A 19319-nucleotide genomic window follows, 5' to 3' on the forward strand; every position below is an offset into this window, starting at 1 on the left:
ATCGGTCCTTATCGCCGGATTCCGTCATGCTGAACTTGATTCGGCATCCATTCGGCGCCTCGCCCGAAATGGGGCGCCGAATAGCCCCCGATCGAGGACCCGTTCCCCGGCGAAAGCCGGGGTCCACGCGGAGCGGCGCGATGCCGTCTGGACCCGGGCTTTCGCCGGGGAACGGGAAGATTGCCGATCAAGTGCGGGGTGACGAGGGAGCGGATGCGGGTGTTGCGGCAGCCGCTGGCGCCACGGCAGGCGGAACCGGCGAAGGCTTCCCCTCGAACGCCGCGAGCCGGCGCAGCACGTCGGCGCGGACGTTCGCCCAGAACAGGGTGATGTCGTAGACGTGATAATTGTTGCCCGGCAGCACATAGCCCGGAACGACATAATCCTTCACGACGTCGGCCTGCCCGATCATCAGGAAGCCGCGCGCATCGTCGCACGTCGCGCCGACCTTGCCGGGGATCAGGCGCCCCTCGGTGAACTTCGCCTCGGGTTTCAGCGTGCCCAGATTGGCCTCTGCCGGCGCATCGGTGTCCGGAATCCCGGTGATCGGATTGGTGCACAGCATCCGCGTTTCGGCGCGCGGGCGGCCGTCGAAGCCGATGGTGCCGTCATAGGCTTCGGTCACCATCGCCGGATCGGCGGGCTCGGCGAAGCTCGCCCACGACAGGATGCAGCCCTTCTGGTCGGGGGTCGTGCAGGCCGGAAGGCCGAGCGCGGGCAGGTCGGTTTCGACCGAGATCGGCCAGCCGACGATATAGGCGGCGACGACGCGCTTCGCGAGCGGGGTGCCGGCGACGCGGTTCTTCAGCAGCGTTTCGAGGTGCAGCGCGCCCTGGCTGTGCCCTGCGAGGATGATCGGCCGGTTTTTCGGGATCGCGGCCAGAAAGGCGTCGAACGCCTGCTCGACATCGCGATAGGCGGCGTCGATCGCCTTGCCCGCGGTGACGCGGTCGGTGGCGAGGAAAGCCCCCAGCGTCGCCTGGCGATAGCGCGGCGCCCACACCTCGCCCGCGTCGGAAAAGGCGCTCGCCATGCCGCGCACGAACAGGTTGGCGCGGTGGTCGGCGTCGCGGTCGGAGAGCGGGGCGTTCCAGCTCGACTTGCTGTAATAGCTTGTCGGATGGACGAAGAAGATCTCCGCGTCGCCTCGAACAGCGGCGGCGGATGCGGCGGACGGCGCGGCGGCGCGGGCGGGCGGCACGATCTGGCCGCGCGCCTGCGCCTCGTCGTCGCCGGAGGCTTCGCCCCCCGACGCATCGTCGGCAAGGTCGGGGCGCCATTTCGACGGATCGTCCTCCATCCCCGGCCGCGCGAACCACATCTCGGGATCGTCATAGGCGTTGGGCGCGGCAACGACCTGCGGCTTGAATTCGGCGCTGGGGACGAACGCGACCCGCGCGACCCAGCCGGGGAAAAGCTGATAGACGACGCCGGCGGCAAGGATCAGCAGGATGATCGCGGCGATCAGATAGAGGAATTTGCGGGCCAAATGCGGGCTCCATGGGAGAGAAGAGGCGAACATCCTTACCCGTTCGTGTCGAGCGAAGTCGAGACACCCATCGGTTTGGCGCTGCCCCGATGGGCATCTCGACTTCGCTCGATGCGAACGGGAAAAGAAAATCCCGTCGACGGGCGCCATGCTATCTGGCTTGCGCGCGTACCCGAAACAAGCCCAGATGTCGCGCATGACCGATGCGCCCGCCCGCCCGTCCGCCTCCGAGTCGCACCGTCTGGACGGCAGCGATCCGCCGTGGCCGCTGCGGCCGTGGATCATGGCGGCGGTCTGCTCGGTCGCGGGGCTCGCCTTTCACCTGCTCGTCGACCATTTGTACGAGGACCCGCTCGCCGCCTGGCGCAGCGCGCTCGCCGCCGCGGTCGCGGTGGGGACGATCACCTTCGTTCTGGGGGTCGAGCTTCGCCGCTGGCACTGGGCGCTGGGCTTCGCGCTGCTGTGGGGCGCGGTGATGGGGCTGATCGTCTGGCAGTCGGCGGGCTACAATATCCACGGATCGCCGGTCGAATGGCCGTTCTGGTCGGGGATGCTCGCGGTGCTCGTCGCGACGCCCCTGTTCCAGACGCGGCGCGACGTCGCGCCCGATGCCCGCTTCTGGCGGCTGTGGCGGATGCCCTACGACCGGCTGCACGGCCATGCGTGGACCGACGCCGTGATCGGCGCGGCCGGCCTTGCCTTCGTCGGCGTCACCTTCCTGCTCGTCGTGCTGATCGGACAGATGTTCAAGCTGATCGGGATCGACGTCATCGAACGGCTGCTCAATGACGAATGGTTCGGCTGGATGCTCGCGGGGGCGGCCTTCGGCGGCGCGGTGGGGCTGTTGCGCGAGCGCGACCGGCTGGTCGCGACGCTCCAGCGGCTGGTGATGATCGTGCTCGCGGTGCTGGCGCCGGTGCTCGCGGTCGCGCTGGTCCTCTTCCTCGTCTCTCTGCTCGGAACCGGATTGCAGAAGCTGTGGGATTCGGGCTTTTCGACCGCCGCGCTGATGATGGCGGCGGCGGCTTTCGCGGTGCTGCTCGCCAATGCGGTGATCGGCGACGGGCGCGAGGACCGCGCGACCAATCCGCTGCTGCGCTGGGCCGCGCCGGTGCTGGCGGTCGCGGTGCTGCCGCTCGCGGGCATCGCCTGTTATTCGATGGGTCTGCGCATCGGCCAATATGGCTGGACCCCCGAACGCCTGTGGGGCGTGATCGCGGCGGCGGTCGCGCTCGCCTATGGTGTCGCCGGGGTGTGGGCGGTGGTCCGCGGACGGCGCGATTTCGACGACTGGCTGCGCCCCTTGCAGCAGAAGCTCGCGATCGGATTGATGCTGCTCGCGCTGTTTCTGGCGCTGCCGATCCTCGATTTCGGGGCGATTTCGGCGCGCGACCAGCTGGCGCGGCTGAACAGCGGCGCGACCCCGGCGGCAAAGTTCGACTGGGCGGCGATGGCGTTCGATTTCGGCCCGGCGGGGCGGAACGCGCTGCGCGACATGACCCGGTCGCCGCAGAAGGCGCGTGCCGACGCCGCAAGGGCCGCGCTCGCGGCAAAGAATCGCTGGGACCTCGCCGGGCCGCGTGGGCCGACGCTGCTGAAACCCTTCACGGAGCGGCTGCGCATCGTCCCGGCGGACCGCGCGCTCCCCGCCGAAGCGCTCGCGCGGATCGAGGCGAGCTATATGTGCGCCCGCGCCAAAGCCTGCGTCGCGATATGGCTTTCCGACGACCGGATCGGCGTGCTGGGGCAGCAGGAAGCGGGCGAGGCGCTGCAATTCGACCATGTGACGCGCAATGCCGAGGGCCAGTGGGTCCAGGGCGACGCGACGAGCCCGCGTCCGGCGCGGCCGGGGCTCGACCTGTCGAAGGCGCGGGTCGAGGTCGAAACGGTTCGCCAGCGGCGCATCACGGTCGACGGCGTGCCCGAAACCGGCCCTTTCGATTAGGCGCCGCTTGATGCGCAGGGGGGAGGGTGCTAGCGGCGCGGCGTCCCCCGCACGAGGCAGGAAGCTATGGCAATCGATCAGGCAACGGTGAAGAAGATCGCGTCGCTGGCGCGCATCGCGATCAGCGATGCGGAGGCCGCCGCGATGGAAGGCGAACTCAACAATATCCTCGGCTGGGTCGAGCAACTCGGCGAGGTCGACGTGAGCGGGGTCGAGCCGATGACGGCGGTGATCCCGAACACGCTGCGGCTGCGCGACGATATCGTCGACGCCGACCCGCTGACCGGCGGCAACCGCCGCGACGACGTGCTGGCGAACGCGCCCGAGCCGCAGCACGGCTTCTTCGGCGTGCCCAAGGTGATCGAGTGATGACTGACGCTATGGTTCCAGCCGTTTGTCCTGAGCTTGTCGAAGGACCGTCCTTCTTCGACGCGGCCGGGAAAGAACGGTGCTTCGACAAGCTCAGCACGAACGGGTTTTGATGATGACTGATTTGACCAATCTCACCGTCGCGCAGATTCGCGACGGCCACCGCGCGGGCGATTTCAGCGCCGTCGAGGTCGCGGAGGCGTTCAACGCCAATGTCGCGGGCGCGAAAGCGCTCAACGCCTTCATCGTCGAGACGCCCGAACAGGCGCTCGGCGCGGCGAAGCAGGCCGATGCCGACCGGGCCGCGGGAACGCTCAAGCCGCTGTCGGGCGTGCCGATCGGCATGAAGGACCTGTTCGCGACCAAAGGCGTCCAGACCACCGCCGCGAGCCACATGCTCGAAGGCTTCGTGCCGCGCTACGAATCGACCGTGTCGCAGAAATTGTGGGACGCGGGCGCGGGGATGCTCGGCAAGCTCAACCTCGACCAGTTCGCGATGGGCTCGTCGAACGAGACGAGCTTTTTCGGCAACGTCATCTCGCCGTGGAAGCGGAACGACGGCGGGAACGCGGCGCTGGCGCCCGGCGGCTCGTCGGGCGGCAGTTCGGCGGCGATCGCGGCGCGGCTCTGCCCCGCGGCGACGGGCACCGACACCGGCGGCTCGATCCGCCAGCCCGCGGCGTTCGTGGGCATTTCGGGGATCAAGCCGACCTACGGCCGCTGCTCGCGCTGGGGCATCGTCGCCTTCGCCAGCTCGCTCGACCAGGCGGGGCCGATGGCGCGCGACGTGCGCGACTGCGCGATCATGCTTCAGAATATGGCGGGCTTCGACCCCAAGGACGCGACCAGCCTCGACCTGCCCGTGCCGAATTGGGAAGCCGCTTTGTCGAGCGATTTCAAGGGCAAGAAAGTCGGTATTCCCAGGGAATATCGACTGGAGGGCATCGATCCCGACATCGATGCGATGTGGGATGCCGGCATCGCGATGCTCAAGGATGCCGGGGCCGAGGTCGTCGAGATCAGCCTGCCGCACACCAAATATGCGCTGCCGGCCTATTATATCATCGCCCCCGCCGAAGCCTCATCGAACCTCGCGCGCTACGACGGGGTGCGCTACGGGCTGCGCGATCTGCCGCAGGGTGCGGGGTTGCAGGACATGTATGCCGCGACGCGCGCCGAAGGCTTCGGGCCGGAGGTCAAGCGCCGCATCATGATCGGCACCTATGTGCTGTCGGCGGGCTTCTACGACGCCTATTACACGCAGGCGCAGAAGGTGCGGACGCTGATTTCGCGCGATTTTTCGGCGGCGTTCGAGACGTGCGACGTGATCCTCGCCCCGACCGCACCGTCGGCGGCGTTCGGGCTCGGCGAAAAGACCGCCGACCCGCTGTCGATGTATCTGAACGACGTGTTCGCCGTGCCGGCCAGCCTCGCGGGGCTGCCCGCGATGTCGGTCCCCGCGGCGCTCAACCGCGAAGGCCTGCCGCTGGGCCTGCAGATCATCGGCAAGGCCTTCGACGAGCAGGGCGTGCTCAACGCCGGGCTGGCGATCGAGGAACGCGCGGGCTTCACCGCTCGCGCCGAGAGGTGGTGGTAAGATGACGGACTATCGCATCAAGGGCGAAACCGGCGAGTGGGAGGTCGTGATCGGCCTCGAGGTCCATGCGCAGGTCACTTCCAACGCCAAGCTCTTCTCGGGCGCCGCGACGGCGTTCGGGGCCGAGCCGAACACGCAGGTGTCGCTGGTCGATGCCGCGATGCCCGGCATGCTGCCGGTGCCGAACCGCGAATGCATCCGGCAGGCGGTGCGCACCGGCATGGCGATCGACGCGCAGATCAACAAATGGTCGCGCTTCGACCGCAAGAATTATTTCTATGCCGACCTGCCGCAGGGCTATCAGATTTCGCAGCTTTATCATCCGCTTGTCGGCGAAGGTTCGCTGACGATCGAGGCGGATGAGAAGGCGGGGATCAAGGAAGCGAAGCGCATCGCGATCGAACGCATCCATGTCGAGCAGGACGCCGGCAAGCTGATGCACGACCAGCATCCGACGATGTCGTTCGTCGACCTCAACCGCTCGGGCGTCGCGCTGATGGAGATCGTGTCGAAGCCCGACATGCGCTCGCCCGCCGAGGCCGGCGCCTATCTGCGCAAGCTGCGCGCGATCCTGCGCTACGTCGGCTCGTGCGACGGCAATATGGAAGAAGGCTCGATGCGCGCCGACGTCAACGTCAGCGTCCGCAAGCCCGGCGAAGCGCTGGGCACGCGCACCGAGACGAAGAACGTCAATTCGGTCCGCTTCGTCATGCAGGCGATCGAATATGAGGCGAAGCGCCAGGTCGAGGTGCTCGAATCGGGCGGCACGGTCGATCAGGAAACGCGCCTGTTCAACCCCGACAGCGGCACGACGCGGACGATGCGGTCGAAGGAGGATGCGCATGATTACCGCTATTTCCCCGACCCCGACCTGCTGCCGCTCGAACTCGACGATGCGTTCCTCGACGAATGCCGGGCGAGCCTGCCCGAACTGCCCGACGCCAAGCGCGCGCGCTACGAGGCGGCGGGGATTTCGGCCTATAACGCCGGCGTGCTGACCGCCGAGGTCGAGAGCGCGCGCTGGTTCGACGCGCTGCTCGACGCGGGCGCGGAGCCGAAGGCGGCCGCCAACTGGATGACCAGCGAGCTGTTCGGCGCGCTCAACCGGCTGGGCAGGGAGATCGCCGATTCGCCGGTCGGCCCGGCGCAGGCGGCGGAACTGCTCGGCCTCGTCGCCGACGGCACCATCTCGGGCAGCATCGCCAAGCAGGTGTTCGAGATCATGCTCGAAACCGGCGACGATGCGGCGAAGATCGTCGAGGACAAGGGCCTTCGGCAGACCAGCGACACCGGCGCGATCGAGGCGGTGATCGCCGAGGTGCTGGCGAAGAACCCGAACCAGCTCGAACAATATCGCGGCGGCAAGGAAGCGCTGTTCGGCTTCTTCGTCGGCCAGACGATGAAGGCGATGCAGGGCAAGGCGAACCCGCAGGTGGTGAACGAACTGCTGAAGAAGGCGCTGGGATAAGCGGCCGCGGCTCCGGCCGCGCCCCGGCTTAGAGCATCGAGCATTAAATCTGAACCGTTTGCCCCCCGCTTTCGCGGGGGCAGGCTCTGAGCTTGTCGAAGCCTGTCCTGAGCGCCTGCAAGGCAGTCGAAGGGGGCCGTTCTTTCTTTCGGCGCCGCAAGAAGAAGGACGGTGCTTCGACAAGCTCAGCACGAACGGCAGAAAGGGTGATGCAGATTTAACGCACGATTCTCTAGAACACCGCTTTCGCCGCATCGCCGTCGTTCGCCCGCGCAGGCGTCGCGATTGTTGATCCGAAAGGCGGCCTGCATCAGGATCGTTGCATTCAGCGCAACATCATGCATCAGCCCTTGGCATTGTCTTGGCCGCGACAGGCCCTAGACTTCGCTGGTTCCGGGCGGTTCCGGACGGATCGCGGAATCCCTATGCCTATCGACACCCTTCGCCGTATCGCCCGGTATCTGACCGGTCTTGCAGCCGCCGTCCTCGTCACGGCTCCCGCCGTCGCCCAGTCGCCGGCGCCCGATGTCGTCGCGCTGGTCGGCGGCGCGGTGGTCGACGTCGAAAACGGCCGCGTCATCGAGGACGCCGTCGTCGTCATCGAGGGCGAGCGGATCGTTCAGCTCGGCCCACGCGGCCGCCTCCAGCCCCCGCCGGGCGCGCGCATCGTCCCCGTCGACGGGCGCTGGCTGATCCCCGGCCTCATGAACATGCACGTGCATTTCGGCCTGAAGCTTCCCGGCACCGCCGGGGCCGAGTTGCAGAACGAGACCGACGCGCAACAGGCGCTGCGCATGGCGCACAACGCGCGCCTGTCGCTGCGCGCCGGCGTCACCTCGGTTCGTCTGGTGTCCGAGATCCACGGCAATGATTTCGCGCTTCGCCGCGCCATCGACCGGGGCGAGGCCGTCGGGCCGCGCATCGAAACGGCCGGCGAACTGATCGTGCCCACCGGCGGGCACGGCTTCCTTGAGGTCGACGGTCCCTACGCCTTCGCGCAGGCGGCGCGCCGGCAGATCAGCCAGGGTGCCTCGTGGATCAAGATCGCCATTTCGGGCGGCATCTCCGACACGCACGGCGCCATCGCCGCCGCCCCGATGACCAACGATGAATTGTCGGTCCTCATCGACGTGGCCCACCGCAACGGCGTGCGCGTCACCGCGCACAACGGTTCGCCCGAGGCGGCGATGCAGGCCTTGACCTACGGCATCGACGGTTTCGAGCACGGCTATCACCTGACCGAGCCGGTGCTGCGCCGCATGGCGAAGGACAAGGTGTGGCTGGTGCCGACGATCGTGGTCAGCCAGCCGGGCGCGCGCACCTTCTATCAGCGCATCGGGTCGCCGGACTGGTATCTGCAGCGGGTGGACAGCGTCGGCCGCGACCATTGGGCGATGCTGCAGTCCGCGATCCGCCTCGGCGTGCCGATCGCGCTGGGCACCGACCAGTTTCCCTTCGAGGACAATGAGGGCACGACCGCCACCGTGCGCGAGGCGGAGCTTTACGTCGACGCGGGGATGACCCCGCTCCAGGCGCTGCAGGCGGCGACGATCCAGCCGGCCCGCATGATGCGCCGCGACACCGACATCGGCAGCATCGCCGTGGGCAAATATGCCGACATCGTGCTCGTCGATGCCGACCCGACCCGCGATATCCGCGCCTTGCGCTCGATCGCCTTCGTCATGAAGGGCGGACAGGTCGTGCGCGACGACCATGGCCTTTCGGGCCAGGTCCGGTGATCCGGGCGGCGTGACTCCATGACGCTCCGATCCCTGCTGTCGCCGACCCACCGGCGCTACGCGCACCGCTGGCTCCTGCTGATTCCCTTCATCTGGCAGGTCGGCGGGACCCCGCTGGTCAACACCGCCGCCGTTCGCGTCTTTTCGCTGCCGCTGCCGATGCTGTGGCAGATGTGCGGGATTCTGGTGGCGAGCGCCACCATCGGCTTCGTCTTCGTGCGCGACGAGCGCATCGAGGCGAATGACGAGCCGGATTCCTTCCCCGAACCTTCCGACGAGGCGAAGCCCTCGTGATCCTCGGCCTGACCATCGCCATCGTTCTCGGCACCATGCTGGGGGCGCTGTTCTACGGCTATCGCAAGACCCGCGCCCGGACGGTCGCCGAATGGGCGGTCGGGGGGCGCCGGTTCGGCACCCTGATCTTCTGGTTCCTGAACGCGGGCGAGATATACACGACCTTCGCCGTTCTCGGGATTTCGGGCTATGCCTGGGCCTATGGCGCGCCCGCCTATCTGGCCTTCACCTCGGTGTCGCTGGCCGCGACGCTCGGCTATTGGCTGATGCCGCGCATCTGGCAGGCCGGGCGCGAAGGGGGATTCATCACGCAGGCGGATTTCTTCGCCGCCCGCTATGATGCGACCTGGCTCGGTTGCCTGGTGGGACTGGCCGGGATCGCGGCCATCGTGGTCTATGTGCAGATCCAGATCACGGCGCTCAGCCTGATCCTTCGCCTCACGCTGGGCACCGGCGTGTCGCCGACCATGTCGGCGGTCCTCGCCGCCGTCATCATGCTGGCCTTCGTCTATGTGGCCGGCCTGCGGTCGGCCGCCTTTGCGGCGGGGGTGAAGGACATATTGATGATCGTGCTGGTGGTGGGCCTCAGTGCGACCGTCGCCGGCAAGGTCGGGGCGTCGTCGATCCTCGACGTGTTCGACCGCGTGCAGGATCAATATCCGGGGATCGGCGTCTTTCCGGGGCTGGTTCCGGAGGCAGGCCTGTCGGTCACCTGGATGATGACCGCCGCGGTGAACGTGGCGCTGGGCACGTGGATATTCCCGCACATGTTCCAGCTCTGCTACGCGGCCGGCAGCCGCAAGGCGATCCGCCGTAACGCCGTCTGGCAGCCGCTCTATTCGCTGTCCTTCTTCTTCATCATCCTGCTCGGCTTCGGCGCCCTGCTGGCGGGCGTGTCCCCGCCGGACAACGACATCAACGCCGCGCTGCTGCAATTCGTGTCGGATTCCTATCCGGGCTGGATGATCGGGCTGCTGGCCGGAACCGCCTGCCTCCTCGCGCTCGTGCCCGGCTCGGTGCTGCTGCTCACGGCCGGCTCGATCTTCAGCCGCAACGTCGTCATGCCGTTGAAACCGGACCTGAGCGACCGCGCGACCCTGCTGCTGTCCCGGCTGTCGATGGTGGCCTTCGCGGTGATCGCGGTATGGCTGACGCTCGGCGCCACGGCCTCGCTGGTGGAGATCGGCCTGTCGGCCTATGCGGCGATCGGCATGCTGACGCCGGGGGTGTTCCTCGCCTTCCTGTGGCCCCGCGCCAATGCGCTCGGCGTCGCCACGGGCATCGGCGCGGGCTATCTGGCCCTGCTGCTGCCGGCGGCGCGGGACATGTGGGCCGTGGCCCTGCCGGATTGGGACATCGGCCTCGTGGCGATGGGGGTCAACTTCATCGTCGCGGTGATCGCGATCCTGCTCACCACGCGCGCCTCTCCGGCCGTCGCCGCGGCCGCGTGACGGCGATCACGCCGCGGCGGGACCGTCGCTTTCGCTCCATCCCTTGAGCCGCGCCTCGAAGGCCGCCATCAGGCGGGCCGGGGCGCCGTCCAGCTGGCGTCCCAGCCGGTGGATCAGGCTGACCGAGGTATGTTCGAGGTCGGCCTCGTAGATGGGCCGGGCGACGAGCCGGCCGTCTTCCAGTTCGGCGGCTGCGGCGATGCGCGGAAGGATGGTCACCATCCGCCCGGCGCGCGCGGCTTCGCGCATCACATAGATCGAACTGGTAGTGAGCACCGGTTCCAGCCAGACCTGCTCGCGGCGCTCCGCCTCGCGCAATATCTGGTGCAGCCGCAGGTTGGCGTCGGGCAGGCACAGGTCATAGGTGCTCAGGTCCTCCAGCGACAGCGACTTGCGCTTCGCCGCCGGGTGATCGGGCGCACAGATGACCATCAGCGGCTGGGCGACCGTCGCGCGGACCCGGATCTTGGGCTCGGTGCAATCGTTGAAGATCAGGCCGAAATGGGCGTCGTCCTCCAGAACCGCATGCACGATCTCGGATGTCGGCAGGACCGACGCGGTCACGGCGATGCCGGGATGCTGACCCTGGAAATCCTCCAGCACCTTGGAAAAGAATCCGCCCAGGAATCCCTCGCCGATGGCGATGCTGACCTTGCCCGCCTTCAACTGCCGATGCTCGTGCAGGCGGTTCATGAAGGCTTCTTCGTTGGCGATGCAGCCCTGATAATATTCATAGGCCAGGCGCCCGGCCTCGGTCATGCGGATGGCGCGCCGGCCGCGTTCGATCAGCGCCACGCCCATCGTTTTCTCCAGCTGCGCGATCTGGCGGCTGATCGATGAAACCGCCACGCCGATCTTGTCGCTGGCCAGTCGCATCGAACCCAGGCTGGCGGCTTCGTAAAAATAATAGAGAGCGTTTCCGTGCATGGCGGCCACATTATCGATCCTTGCGTTGAACGCAATGATTTCGGCCAATCATCCCGCCTTGCGGGACAGGGAAAAATGCAGGACAGGGGGCGCCATTTACGACTATGCCTAATTTCGAGGTGCTTGTGGCAACCAAGAGAACGCGCGTCGGGTGGCGCGGCTATATCCCGGCGATCACCACCCCTTTCGATGCCCAGGGTGACATGGACCCGCGCGGTCTCGGCCTGTTGGTGGAATGGCTTCATGCAGAGGGGATGCATGGGCTGGTGGTGGCGGGCACGACCGGCGAATGGACCAGCCTCAGCCCCCGGGAACGCAAGGCGCTGATCGCCGCGGTCGGCGCGCAGATGGCGGGCAAGCTGCCGCTGATCGCCGGATGCACGGCCTTCACGGCGGCCGAGGTGCTGGAATTCGCCGCCGAGGCGGCGGTTTCGGGCTTCGAGGGGATTCTCGTGACCCCGCCGCCCTACATCCGTCCTTCGGATGACGAGATTCATGCCTTTTACAAGATGGTGTCGGATGCCAGTCCGCTGCCGATCTGCGTCTACAACTGGCCTCCGGGCACCGGGGTGGACATGTCGATCCCGCTGCTGGAACGCCTCGCCGATATCGAGAATGTCGTCGCCATCAAGCAGTCGACCGGCGACCTGCGCCGTTTCGTGCAGACCTATTTCGGGCTCAGCGATCGGGTGCACGTCTTCGGCCACAGCATGGACGATTGCGGCCTCGCCCTGTTGAAGGGCGCGGGCGGCGATGGCACCATGGGGGCGGGCGGCGTGCTTGGCCGCGCGCAACCCGACTTCTACAATCATGTGTGGGCCGGCGATTTCGAGGCGGCCCGCGCATGCGGACGGCAGGACCGGGTCATCATGGACGAATGGTATACCAAGGATCTGGTCGGGCGCTTCGGTTCGGGGCCCGCGATTCTGAAGGCCGCGCTGAACATCCAGGGGCTGCCCGGCGGTCATGTGCGCCGTCCGCTGCTCGACGTGTCCGCCCCCGACCTCGATCGCATCCGCGCCACCTTGACCGCATTGGGACGCGTCTAGCCGAAATGGACGGCGTCGATGTCCTGGTGATCGGCGCTGGGCTGGTGGGATGTGCCGCCGCCTGTCGGCTGGTCCAGGCGGGGGCGCGGGTCGAAATCCTCGAAGCGGCGCGTCCCAACGCCGGCGCCTCGGGCGCCAACGCCGGTTCGCTGCATTTCCAGCTCGAGCGCCGCTTTCTCGAAAATGGCGAGGCGCTCGCCGATCAGGCGGCCTCGATCCTGGGCCTCAACCTGCTGGCGATCGAGGAATGGCGCGGGCTGGCCGACGAGCTGGGCCCCGACATCCGCGTCCATATGCGCGGCGGCCTGATGGTGGCCGAAACCGCGGACGAGGTCGCCATTCTCGAACGCAAGGTGGCGCGGGAGGTTCAGGGCGGCCTCGCGTCGCGGATGATCGACGGCGACGCGGCGCGCGCGCTGGCGCCCGGCCTGTCGGAAACGGTCGTGGCCGCCAGCCACCTGGAGGCGGAGGGGCACGCCGACCCCAAGGCGCTGACGCTGGCGTTCGCCGCCGCCGCCGCCGCGCGGGGCGTCCGGCTGCGCCGGCGGTGCCGCGTCGTCGCGGCGCGGCCGGTGCGGGGCGGCTATCGGCTCACCGTCGAAACGCCCGACGGTCCGGAGGATCTTACGGCGCCGAAGATACTGATCGCGGCGGGCGCGTGGAGCGCGCGGATCGGCGAATTGTTCAACCTGCACCTGCCGCTCTACCCCGTCGCGCTGCTGATGAGCGCGACCGAGCGGACGGCTCCGCTGCTCGATCCGCTGATCCAGCATGTCGGGCAGCGGCTGTCCATGAAGCAGGCGCATGCGGGGAATGTGCTGATCGGCGGCGGCTGGCCGTCGCGGATGCGGCTCGACGCCGCCGGCCGCTTCGATCTCGACCGGCCCGCGGAGATGCTGGCCTCGTCGCTGAGGGGCAATCTGGCCGTGGCGGCGCGGGTGTTCCCGCGCGTCGCCGACCTGAACCTGATCCGCAGCTGGACCGGGATCACGGCGATCACCGCCGACCAGCTGCCCCTGGTCGGAGCGATTCCGCAGGCGCCGGGCGTCTATGTGGCGGCGGGCGGTTCGGCCTTCACGCTCGGCCCCACCTTCGCGCGCCTGCTCGCACGGCGCATCCTCGACGAGCCCGAGGAGCGGCTGGAGATATTCTCGCCCGCGCGCTTCGGTCATCTCAACAGCTTCATGGGGGCGGCGGGTGCGTAGCGACGGCGATGTGCGGCGCGGGGCACCCCTGACCCTGCTGGTCGACGGACAGGCGGTCGCGGCTTTCGAAGGCGAGACGATCGCGACCGCCATGCTGGCCCGCGACCTTCTGGCCTTTCGCCTCGATCGCGGCGGCCGGCCGCGGGGCCTGTTCTGCAACATGGGCGTCTGCGGCGAATGCCTCGTCACCGTGGCGCACGGAAGCGCGTCGCCGCGCCGGCTGCGCGCCTGCCTGACCCCGGCGGCCGACGGCATGATCGTCACCACGCGCCCGGATGAGCGGCGATGAACGACGACGCTCGCCCCGACTATGATCTCGCGGTCGTCGGCGGAGGCCCCGCCGGGCAGGCCGCCTGTCTGGCGCTGCCCGACGGCCCGCGCATCGTCGTGATCGACGAGCAGCTTCGGCCGGGCGGCCAGATCCTGCGCCAGCCGCCCCGTGCCTTTTCCGTGCGCGGCTGGCTGGAGGGCGCCGAATACCGCCGCCTCAAGGCCCGGTTGGCGGCCTTCGAATCGCTGGAGTCGGTCGAATGGCGCGGCGGCTGCTCGGTGCTGGGCGCGCGCGAAGCGGGGGAGGGGTGGCGCCTCGCCCTTTCGGACGGCGGCGGCGTGCGGGAGGTCACCGCCCGGCGCGTCCTGATCGCCACCGGCTGTTACGACATGGCCGTGCCCCTGCCGGGCTGGACGCTGCCGGGGGCGATGAGCGCGGGGGGCGTGCAGGCTTTCGTGAAGAGCCAGATGCTGGCACCCGGGCACCGCATCGCCTTTGCCGGATCGCACCCCCTGCAACTGCTGGCGGCCGATCAGCTGCGCAAGGCCGGCGGAACGGTGGCGGCGGTCGCGTTCAGCCAGCCTTTCCGGCGCTTCGTCCTGAAGGCGCTGGGGCGGCCCTGGACGGCGCTGACGAACCTGCCGCGCCTGATGTCGGTCCTGCTGATGGGATGGCGGCTGCGCGCGGCGGGCGTGCCGATCCATTTCGGCCGCGCGCCGACGGCCGTCGAGGGCCGCGACCGGGTGCAGGGCCTGCGCCTCGAGGACGGCGCGGTCGTGGCGTGCGACGCGGCGGCCTTCTGCTTCGGTTTCCTGCCGCAGTCGGACCTGCCGCGGGCGATGGGGCTGGCGGTCCGTCCGGCACGGCCGGGCGGCTGGAAGGCGTGCCATGACGCATGGATGCGGGCCTCGCGCCCCGGCGCCTATGTTGCCGGAGAGACGACGGGGGTGAAAGGCGCCGATGCCGCCGCGGCCGAAGGCGCGCTGGCCGGCCTCGCCGTCGCCGTGGACATGGGCGTCCTGCCCCTGCGCGAGGCCGTCCGCAGGGCGGCGCCGGTGCGGCGCGCCCGCGCCCGCGCGCTGCGCTTCGCCGCGCTGCTGGAGGCGGTCGCGGACCCCGGGCCGCTGCCCGACCGGGATCTGCCCGCCGACACCATCGTCTGCCGCTGCGAAGACGTGACGATGGGCGACCTGCGCGCGGCGCTCGCGATCGGCGCCGACGCCGGCGGCGTCAAGCTGGCGACCCGCTGCGGCATGGGGGTGTGTCAGGGCCGCAATTGCGAACATGGCCTGCTGGCGCTGCTCGGCGACGTGTCGACCGAACCCCATGGATTCACGCCGCGATTCCCGGCGCGCCCGATCCGGATAGGCGATCTGCTCGCCGAAGATTGATTGCGTCCAGCGCAACGAACTTTGCAAAACCTGTCATTGTTCGCGACAAAGGGCGGACATAAAACCTGTCTCATTCAATGGCGCAAAGGCGCGTTGCGAGAAGGGGAGAGGGTGGCCGAGATGGTGAAACAGGCGCGCAAGCCGTCTTTCCTGGTCGTCGATCATGTTTCGCGCACGGTGCCCGATCTGGCCCAGGCGCTGGCCTTCTATTGCGATGTGCTGGGGGGCCGCGAGCTCTATCGCATGGGCCCGATGGACGCGGCCGACATTCCGGTCGGCACCGATGGGCGCGACTGGATGGAATCGCATGTCGGCGTGGCGGGTGCCAGCCTGACCCTGGCGATGATCGAGTTCGACGGCGGCGCCCGCATCCAACTGGTCCAGTACGACAAGCCTTCGGATCGAGATGCTTCGCCGCCGCGCAATTGCGACCTCGGCGGGCATCATCTGGCGTTCCGCGTCGACGACGTCGAGGCGGCGGCGGCCTGGCTCGCGGAGCATGGATGCACGCCGATGGACGTGATCGAAATCGACGCCGGCCCGCTGGCCGGAAAGAAGAACCTCTACATCCTCGATCCGTTCGGGCTCCAGCTCGAACTGGTGGACTGAACCGGGATCCGCATCATGGGCAGCACGAAGATCAATCCGCCGAACCTTTACAAGAGCACGCCGTTCGGCTTTTCCCACGCCGCCGTTCAGGACAGCGGCCGGGTCCTTCATCTGGCCGGGCAGGTCGCATGGGACGCGCAGTGCAACGTGATCGGCGAGGGCGACCTTGCCGTTCAGGTCGAGGCCGCGCTCGCCAACCTCACGGCGGTGCTGGAGCATATGAAGCTGACGCCCGCCGACCTCGTTCGCCTGCGCACCTACATCGTCGACAACGATCCCGAAAAGCTGGGCGTGGTGGTCGCCGCGATTCAGCGCTTCTACGGGGGAGCGACCCCGGCGCCGAATACCGTCGTCGGCGTTCAATCGCTCGCCCTTCCCGATTTTCTCGTCGAGATCGAGGCCACCGCGCAACTCGACGCCTGACGTTCCGTCCAACGCGTCGAAAGAACGCGATTATCCTTCAACATCGAGTCCATGGAGCTTCCTCTTGACCTTCAGCATCACCCGTGAACGCCTTCTGGCGTCAACCATGATCGGCGGCTTCGCGGCCCTCGTTCTCGCCGCAGCGCCGGCGGCTGCTCAGGATGGCGCGACCGCCGCCGCGCAAGCCGCCCCGTCCGAAGACATCGTCGTCACCGGTTCGCGCATCGTCCGCAAGGACTACAGCTCGACCAGCCCCATCGTGACGGTGGGGCAGTCCGACCTGCAGGCGACCGGCTCGGTCACGGCAGAGACGCTGATGAACGACATGCCGCAGTTCATGCCCGGCACCAGCAACGGCTCGGTGAACCCCGGCAACGGCGGTCAGGCGAACCTGAACCTGCGCGGCCTGGGCAGCAACCGGACGCTGGTGCTGATGAACGGCCGCCGCATCGTGCCGTCGAACGCCAACGGCACCGTCGACATCAACCTGATCCCGTCGGCCCTGATCCGCAACGTCGAGGTCATCTCGGGCGGCGCGTCGGCGACCTACGGTTCCGACGCTCTGGCGGGTGTAGCGAACTTCATCCTCAACGACAATTTCTCGGGCGTTCAACTCGACGCCCAATATGGCGTGACCGAACAGGGCGACGGCGCGACGCAGAGCTACACCATGACGATCGGCGGCCGATTCGACGACGGGCGCGGCCACGCGGTCCTGTCGGTCGGTCGCTCGACGCGCGAAGCGATCATGAGCAGCGCGCGCGGCTTTTCCGCGGTTTCGGGCCGCAACAGCGTGTCGCCGCTGGGCGTGACCACCTTCGACTCGACCAATCTGCCCAGCCAGGCTTTCATCAACAATTATCTGGGCTGCACCAACTGCGTCACGCCGACGGGCGAGTTCGGCTACAATACCGACGGCTCGCTGTTCAGCCATGTCGGCGCCTATAATTTCAAGAGCCCCGGCGGCCCCGAGTGGGACGCCTATCATCAACCCGGCGTGGCCTGGGCCTATAACACCGGCGCGACCGGCATGCTCAGCATTCCGCTGGAGCGTTGGAACGCTTTCGCGGCGGCGCGTTACGAACTGGCCGATTCCATCGAGCTCTACAGCAACGTCCTGTTCACCCAATATAGCGCGGACACCATCCTGTCGCCGACGCCCATGCCGGGACCGTCGCCGACCTACGGCTTCCGCGTGCCGTCGACCAATCCGTTCATCACCGCGGACCTGCGGGAATTTCTGGATGCCCGTCCCGATCCGACGGCGTCGTTCGGCCTGAACAAGCGCTTCAACGCGATCGGCGGCCGTCTGGCCCGCGACAGCACCACGGTCTTTCAGGTCACGGCCGGCTTGCGCGGCGATCTGCCGTTCGGCGACTGGCGCTACGACCTCAGCGGCCAGTACGGCCGCGTCGACAACTCGACCGAACAGTCGGGCAACGTCTCCCGTTCGGCCGTCCAGCGCCTGCTCGACGACCCGACCGGCGGCGCCAGCCTGTGCGAAGGCGGCTTCAACCCGTTCGGCCTGACGACCCTGTCGAAAAGCTGCATCGCCTACATCAACCGCAACAGCAAGAACTCGACCCTCAGCGAGCAGACCATCTTCGAAGGCACGATTCAGGGCGGCCTGTTCCAGCTCCCCGCGGGTCAGGTCCGTGTCGCGCTCGGTGCGCAGTATCGTGAGGACAGCTTTGCATTCCGTCCGGACTCCGGCCTGTCGCAGAGCAATCCGATCGTGCCCCATTTGGGCGCGGACGGCCTGCCCGACGGCGGCAGGATCGGCGGCGTCGAGGTGGCGGGCTTCAACCCGGTCCAGCCGCTGACCGGTTCGACCAACTCCACCGAATTCTTCGTCGAGGCGCTGATCCCGGTGGTGACCGACCTGCCTCTCATCAAGCGGCTGGAACTGACCCTCGGCTATCGTTACTCCGACTACAGCACCATCGGCGGCGTTCAGGCCTACAAGGCCGATGTGGACTGGACGGTGTTCGACAGCCTGCGGGTGCGTGGCGGCATCCAGCGCGCCGTGCGCGCGCCCTCGATCGGCGAACTCTACGGCAATCGCGACATCAGCTCGCCCCAGATCGGCGGGCCGGTGAACGCGCAGGGCGCTCCGGTCTTCGGCGGCGACCCGTGCGATATTCGCGGCGCCTATCGCAACGGTCCGGATGCGGCTCAGGTGCGCCAGCTCTGCCTCGCTCAGGGCCTGTCGGGCGCTGCGGTGGACAGCTATGTCTTCAACAGCACGCAGATTCAGGGCTTCGTCGGCGGCAACGTCAATCTGAAGGAGGAAACGGCCGATACGTGGACGGTCGGTGCCGTCTATCGCCCCAACTTCGGCAGCGCGCTGTTCTCCCGTCTTTCGGCTTCGATCGACTATTACAGCATCAAGATCACCGACGTGGTCGGCAGCATCACCGCGACGAACCAGCTTCAGGGCTGTTTCAACGCCACGGGCGTGACCAATCCGACCTATGACGTCAACAATGGCTATTGCCAGCTGTTCGAGCGCGATCCGCTGACCGGAAACGTGATCAACAGCCTGGGCCTCCAGCAGAATCTGGCGACCCTGAAGACGTCGGGCATCGATCTGCAGGTCGACTGGAGCTTCGATCTCGCCGATGCCGGTCTGGGCAATCTGGGCTCGCTGAACCTCAACTATGTGGTCGGCTGGCTGCGCGCCTGGCAGCGTCAGGACGCGGCGGGCGGACCGTTCAACGAGCGGGCCGGCACCATCGACTCGACCAACGGCTTCACCTTCCCGAAGTGGAAGATGCTGGGTTCGGTCAACTACAGCAACGGCCCGTTCGGTCTTGGCCTGCGCTGGCGCCGGGTCGGCAAGATGGACATCTACAACACCGCCAACAGCCTGCCTGCGATCAACTATTTCGATCTGCTCACCAGCTGGAACGTCAGCGACAGCTTCGTGCTGCGCATGGGGGTCAACAACCTGACGGACAAGGCGCCGCGCACCTGGACGCCGGGCATCCAGTCCAACACCGATCCGTCGACCTATGACATCCTGGGTCGCCGCTTCTTCGTTGGCGTGACGAGTCGCTTCTGATCCGCTCGGGGCGGCGACAGGCCTTTTT

16 protein-coding genes are annotated in these 19319 nt (G+C 67.8%); 14 read left to right on the forward strand and 2 right to left on the reverse strand.

Features of this window, described 5'->3' with window-relative positions:
• Positions 1–187: 187 nt before the first annotated feature.
• Complete coding sequence (locus AC2S9W_RS11580; protein WP_076075736.1) at positions 188–1489, reverse strand: DUF3089 domain-containing protein; 1302 nt, start codon at positions 1487–1489, stop codon at positions 188–190.
• A gap of 196 nt (positions 1490–1685) precedes the next feature.
• Here AC2S9W_RS11580 and AC2S9W_RS11585 point away from each other — a divergent pair, with 196 nt between their 5' ends.
• The 7 genes from AC2S9W_RS11585 (at position 1686) to AC2S9W_RS11615 (ending at position 10352) form a co-directional block, all read left to right on the forward strand.
• Positions 1686–3434, forward strand: a complete 1749-nt coding sequence (locus AC2S9W_RS11585; protein WP_076075733.1) for a DUF4153 domain-containing protein — start codon at positions 1686–1688, stop codon at positions 3432–3434.
• 66 nt (positions 3435–3500) lie between these two features.
• Positions 3501–3803 (forward strand): Asp-tRNA(Asn)/Glu-tRNA(Gln) amidotransferase subunit GatC, encoded by a 303-nt coding sequence (gene gatC / locus AC2S9W_RS11590; RefSeq protein ID WP_067109613.1) that lies wholly within the window; start codon positions 3501–3503, stop codon positions 3801–3803.
• A gap of 115 nt (positions 3804–3918) precedes the next feature.
• Positions 3919–5400: an Asp-tRNA(Asn)/Glu-tRNA(Gln) amidotransferase subunit GatA gene (gene gatA, locus AC2S9W_RS11595; RefSeq protein WP_104960329.1), complete on the forward strand. Its 1482-nt coding sequence runs from the start codon at positions 3919–3921 to the stop codon at positions 5398–5400.
• A 1-nt stretch (position 5401) separates the two neighbouring features.
• Positions 5402–6868 (forward strand): Asp-tRNA(Asn)/Glu-tRNA(Gln) amidotransferase subunit GatB, encoded by a 1467-nt coding sequence (gatB, locus tag AC2S9W_RS11600; RefSeq protein ID WP_104959536.1) that lies wholly within the window; start codon positions 5402–5404, stop codon positions 6866–6868.
• Positions 6869–7293: 425 nt separating this feature from the next.
• Positions 7294–8607, forward strand: a complete 1314-nt coding sequence (locus AC2S9W_RS11605) for an amidohydrolase family protein (protein WP_083675099.1) — start codon at positions 7294–7296, stop codon at positions 8605–8607.
• Positions 8608–8625: 18 nt separating this feature from the next.
• Positions 8626–8901 (forward strand): DUF3311 domain-containing protein, encoded by a 276-nt coding sequence (locus AC2S9W_RS11610; RefSeq protein ID WP_076075728.1) that lies wholly within the window; start codon positions 8626–8628, stop codon positions 8899–8901.
• Positions 8898–10352 (forward strand): sodium:solute symporter family protein, encoded by a 1455-nt coding sequence (locus AC2S9W_RS11615; protein ID WP_067107427.1) that lies wholly within the window; start codon positions 8898–8900, stop codon positions 10350–10352. The genes AC2S9W_RS11610 and AC2S9W_RS11615 overlap by 4 nt, the downstream gene beginning before the upstream one ends.
• Positions 10353–10358: 6 nt before the next feature.
• Here AC2S9W_RS11615 and AC2S9W_RS11620 read toward each other — a convergent pair whose 3' ends face one another.
• Entirely contained in the window at positions 10359–11279 is a 921-nt protein-coding gene (locus tag AC2S9W_RS11620) for a LysR family transcriptional regulator (protein WP_067107519.1), read from the reverse strand.
• A gap of 125 nt (positions 11280–11404) precedes the next feature.
• Between AC2S9W_RS11620 and AC2S9W_RS11625 the strand changes: the two genes are divergently transcribed.
• From AC2S9W_RS11625 to AC2S9W_RS11655, 7 genes are all read left to right on the forward strand, one after another.
• Positions 11405–12328, forward strand: a complete 924-nt coding sequence (locus tag AC2S9W_RS11625) for a dihydrodipicolinate synthase family protein (protein ID WP_234002619.1) — start codon at positions 11405–11407, stop codon at positions 12326–12328.
• Between the two features lie 5 nt (positions 12329–12333).
• Entirely contained in the window at positions 12334–13533 is a 1200-nt protein-coding gene (locus tag AC2S9W_RS11630) for an NAD(P)/FAD-dependent oxidoreductase (protein ID WP_486570876.1), read from the forward strand.
• Positions 13526–13822 (forward strand): (2Fe-2S)-binding protein, encoded by a 297-nt coding sequence (locus tag AC2S9W_RS11635; RefSeq protein ID WP_067107434.1) that lies wholly within the window; start codon positions 13526–13528, stop codon positions 13820–13822. The genes AC2S9W_RS11630 and AC2S9W_RS11635 overlap by 8 nt, the downstream gene beginning before the upstream one ends.
• The gene (locus tag AC2S9W_RS11640; protein ID WP_486570877.1) at positions 13819–15195 is read left to right on the forward strand and encodes an FAD/NAD(P)-dependent oxidoreductase; all 1377 of its coding nucleotides are present in this window, start codon (positions 13819–13821) and stop codon (positions 15193–15195) included. Before AC2S9W_RS11635 ends, AC2S9W_RS11640 begins: the two co-directional genes overlap by 4 nt.
• Before the next feature lie 120 nt (positions 15196–15315).
• A complete protein-coding gene (locus AC2S9W_RS11645; RefSeq protein ID WP_486572077.1) occupies positions 15316–15804 on the forward strand; it encodes a VOC family protein in 489 nt (162 codons plus the stop codon).
• 15 nt (positions 15805–15819) lie between these two features.
• A complete protein-coding gene (locus tag AC2S9W_RS11650; RefSeq protein WP_104959541.1) occupies positions 15820–16227 on the forward strand; it encodes a RidA family protein in 408 nt (135 codons plus the stop codon).
• A 64-nt stretch (positions 16228–16291) separates the two neighbouring features.
• Positions 16292–19291: a TonB-dependent receptor domain-containing protein gene (locus tag AC2S9W_RS11655; RefSeq protein ID WP_486570878.1), complete on the forward strand. Its 3000-nt coding sequence runs from the start codon at positions 16292–16294 to the stop codon at positions 19289–19291.
• Positions 19292–19319 lie beyond the last annotated feature (28 nt).

The sequence above is a fragment of the Sphingopyxis sp. 550B genome (assembly GCF_057401805.1).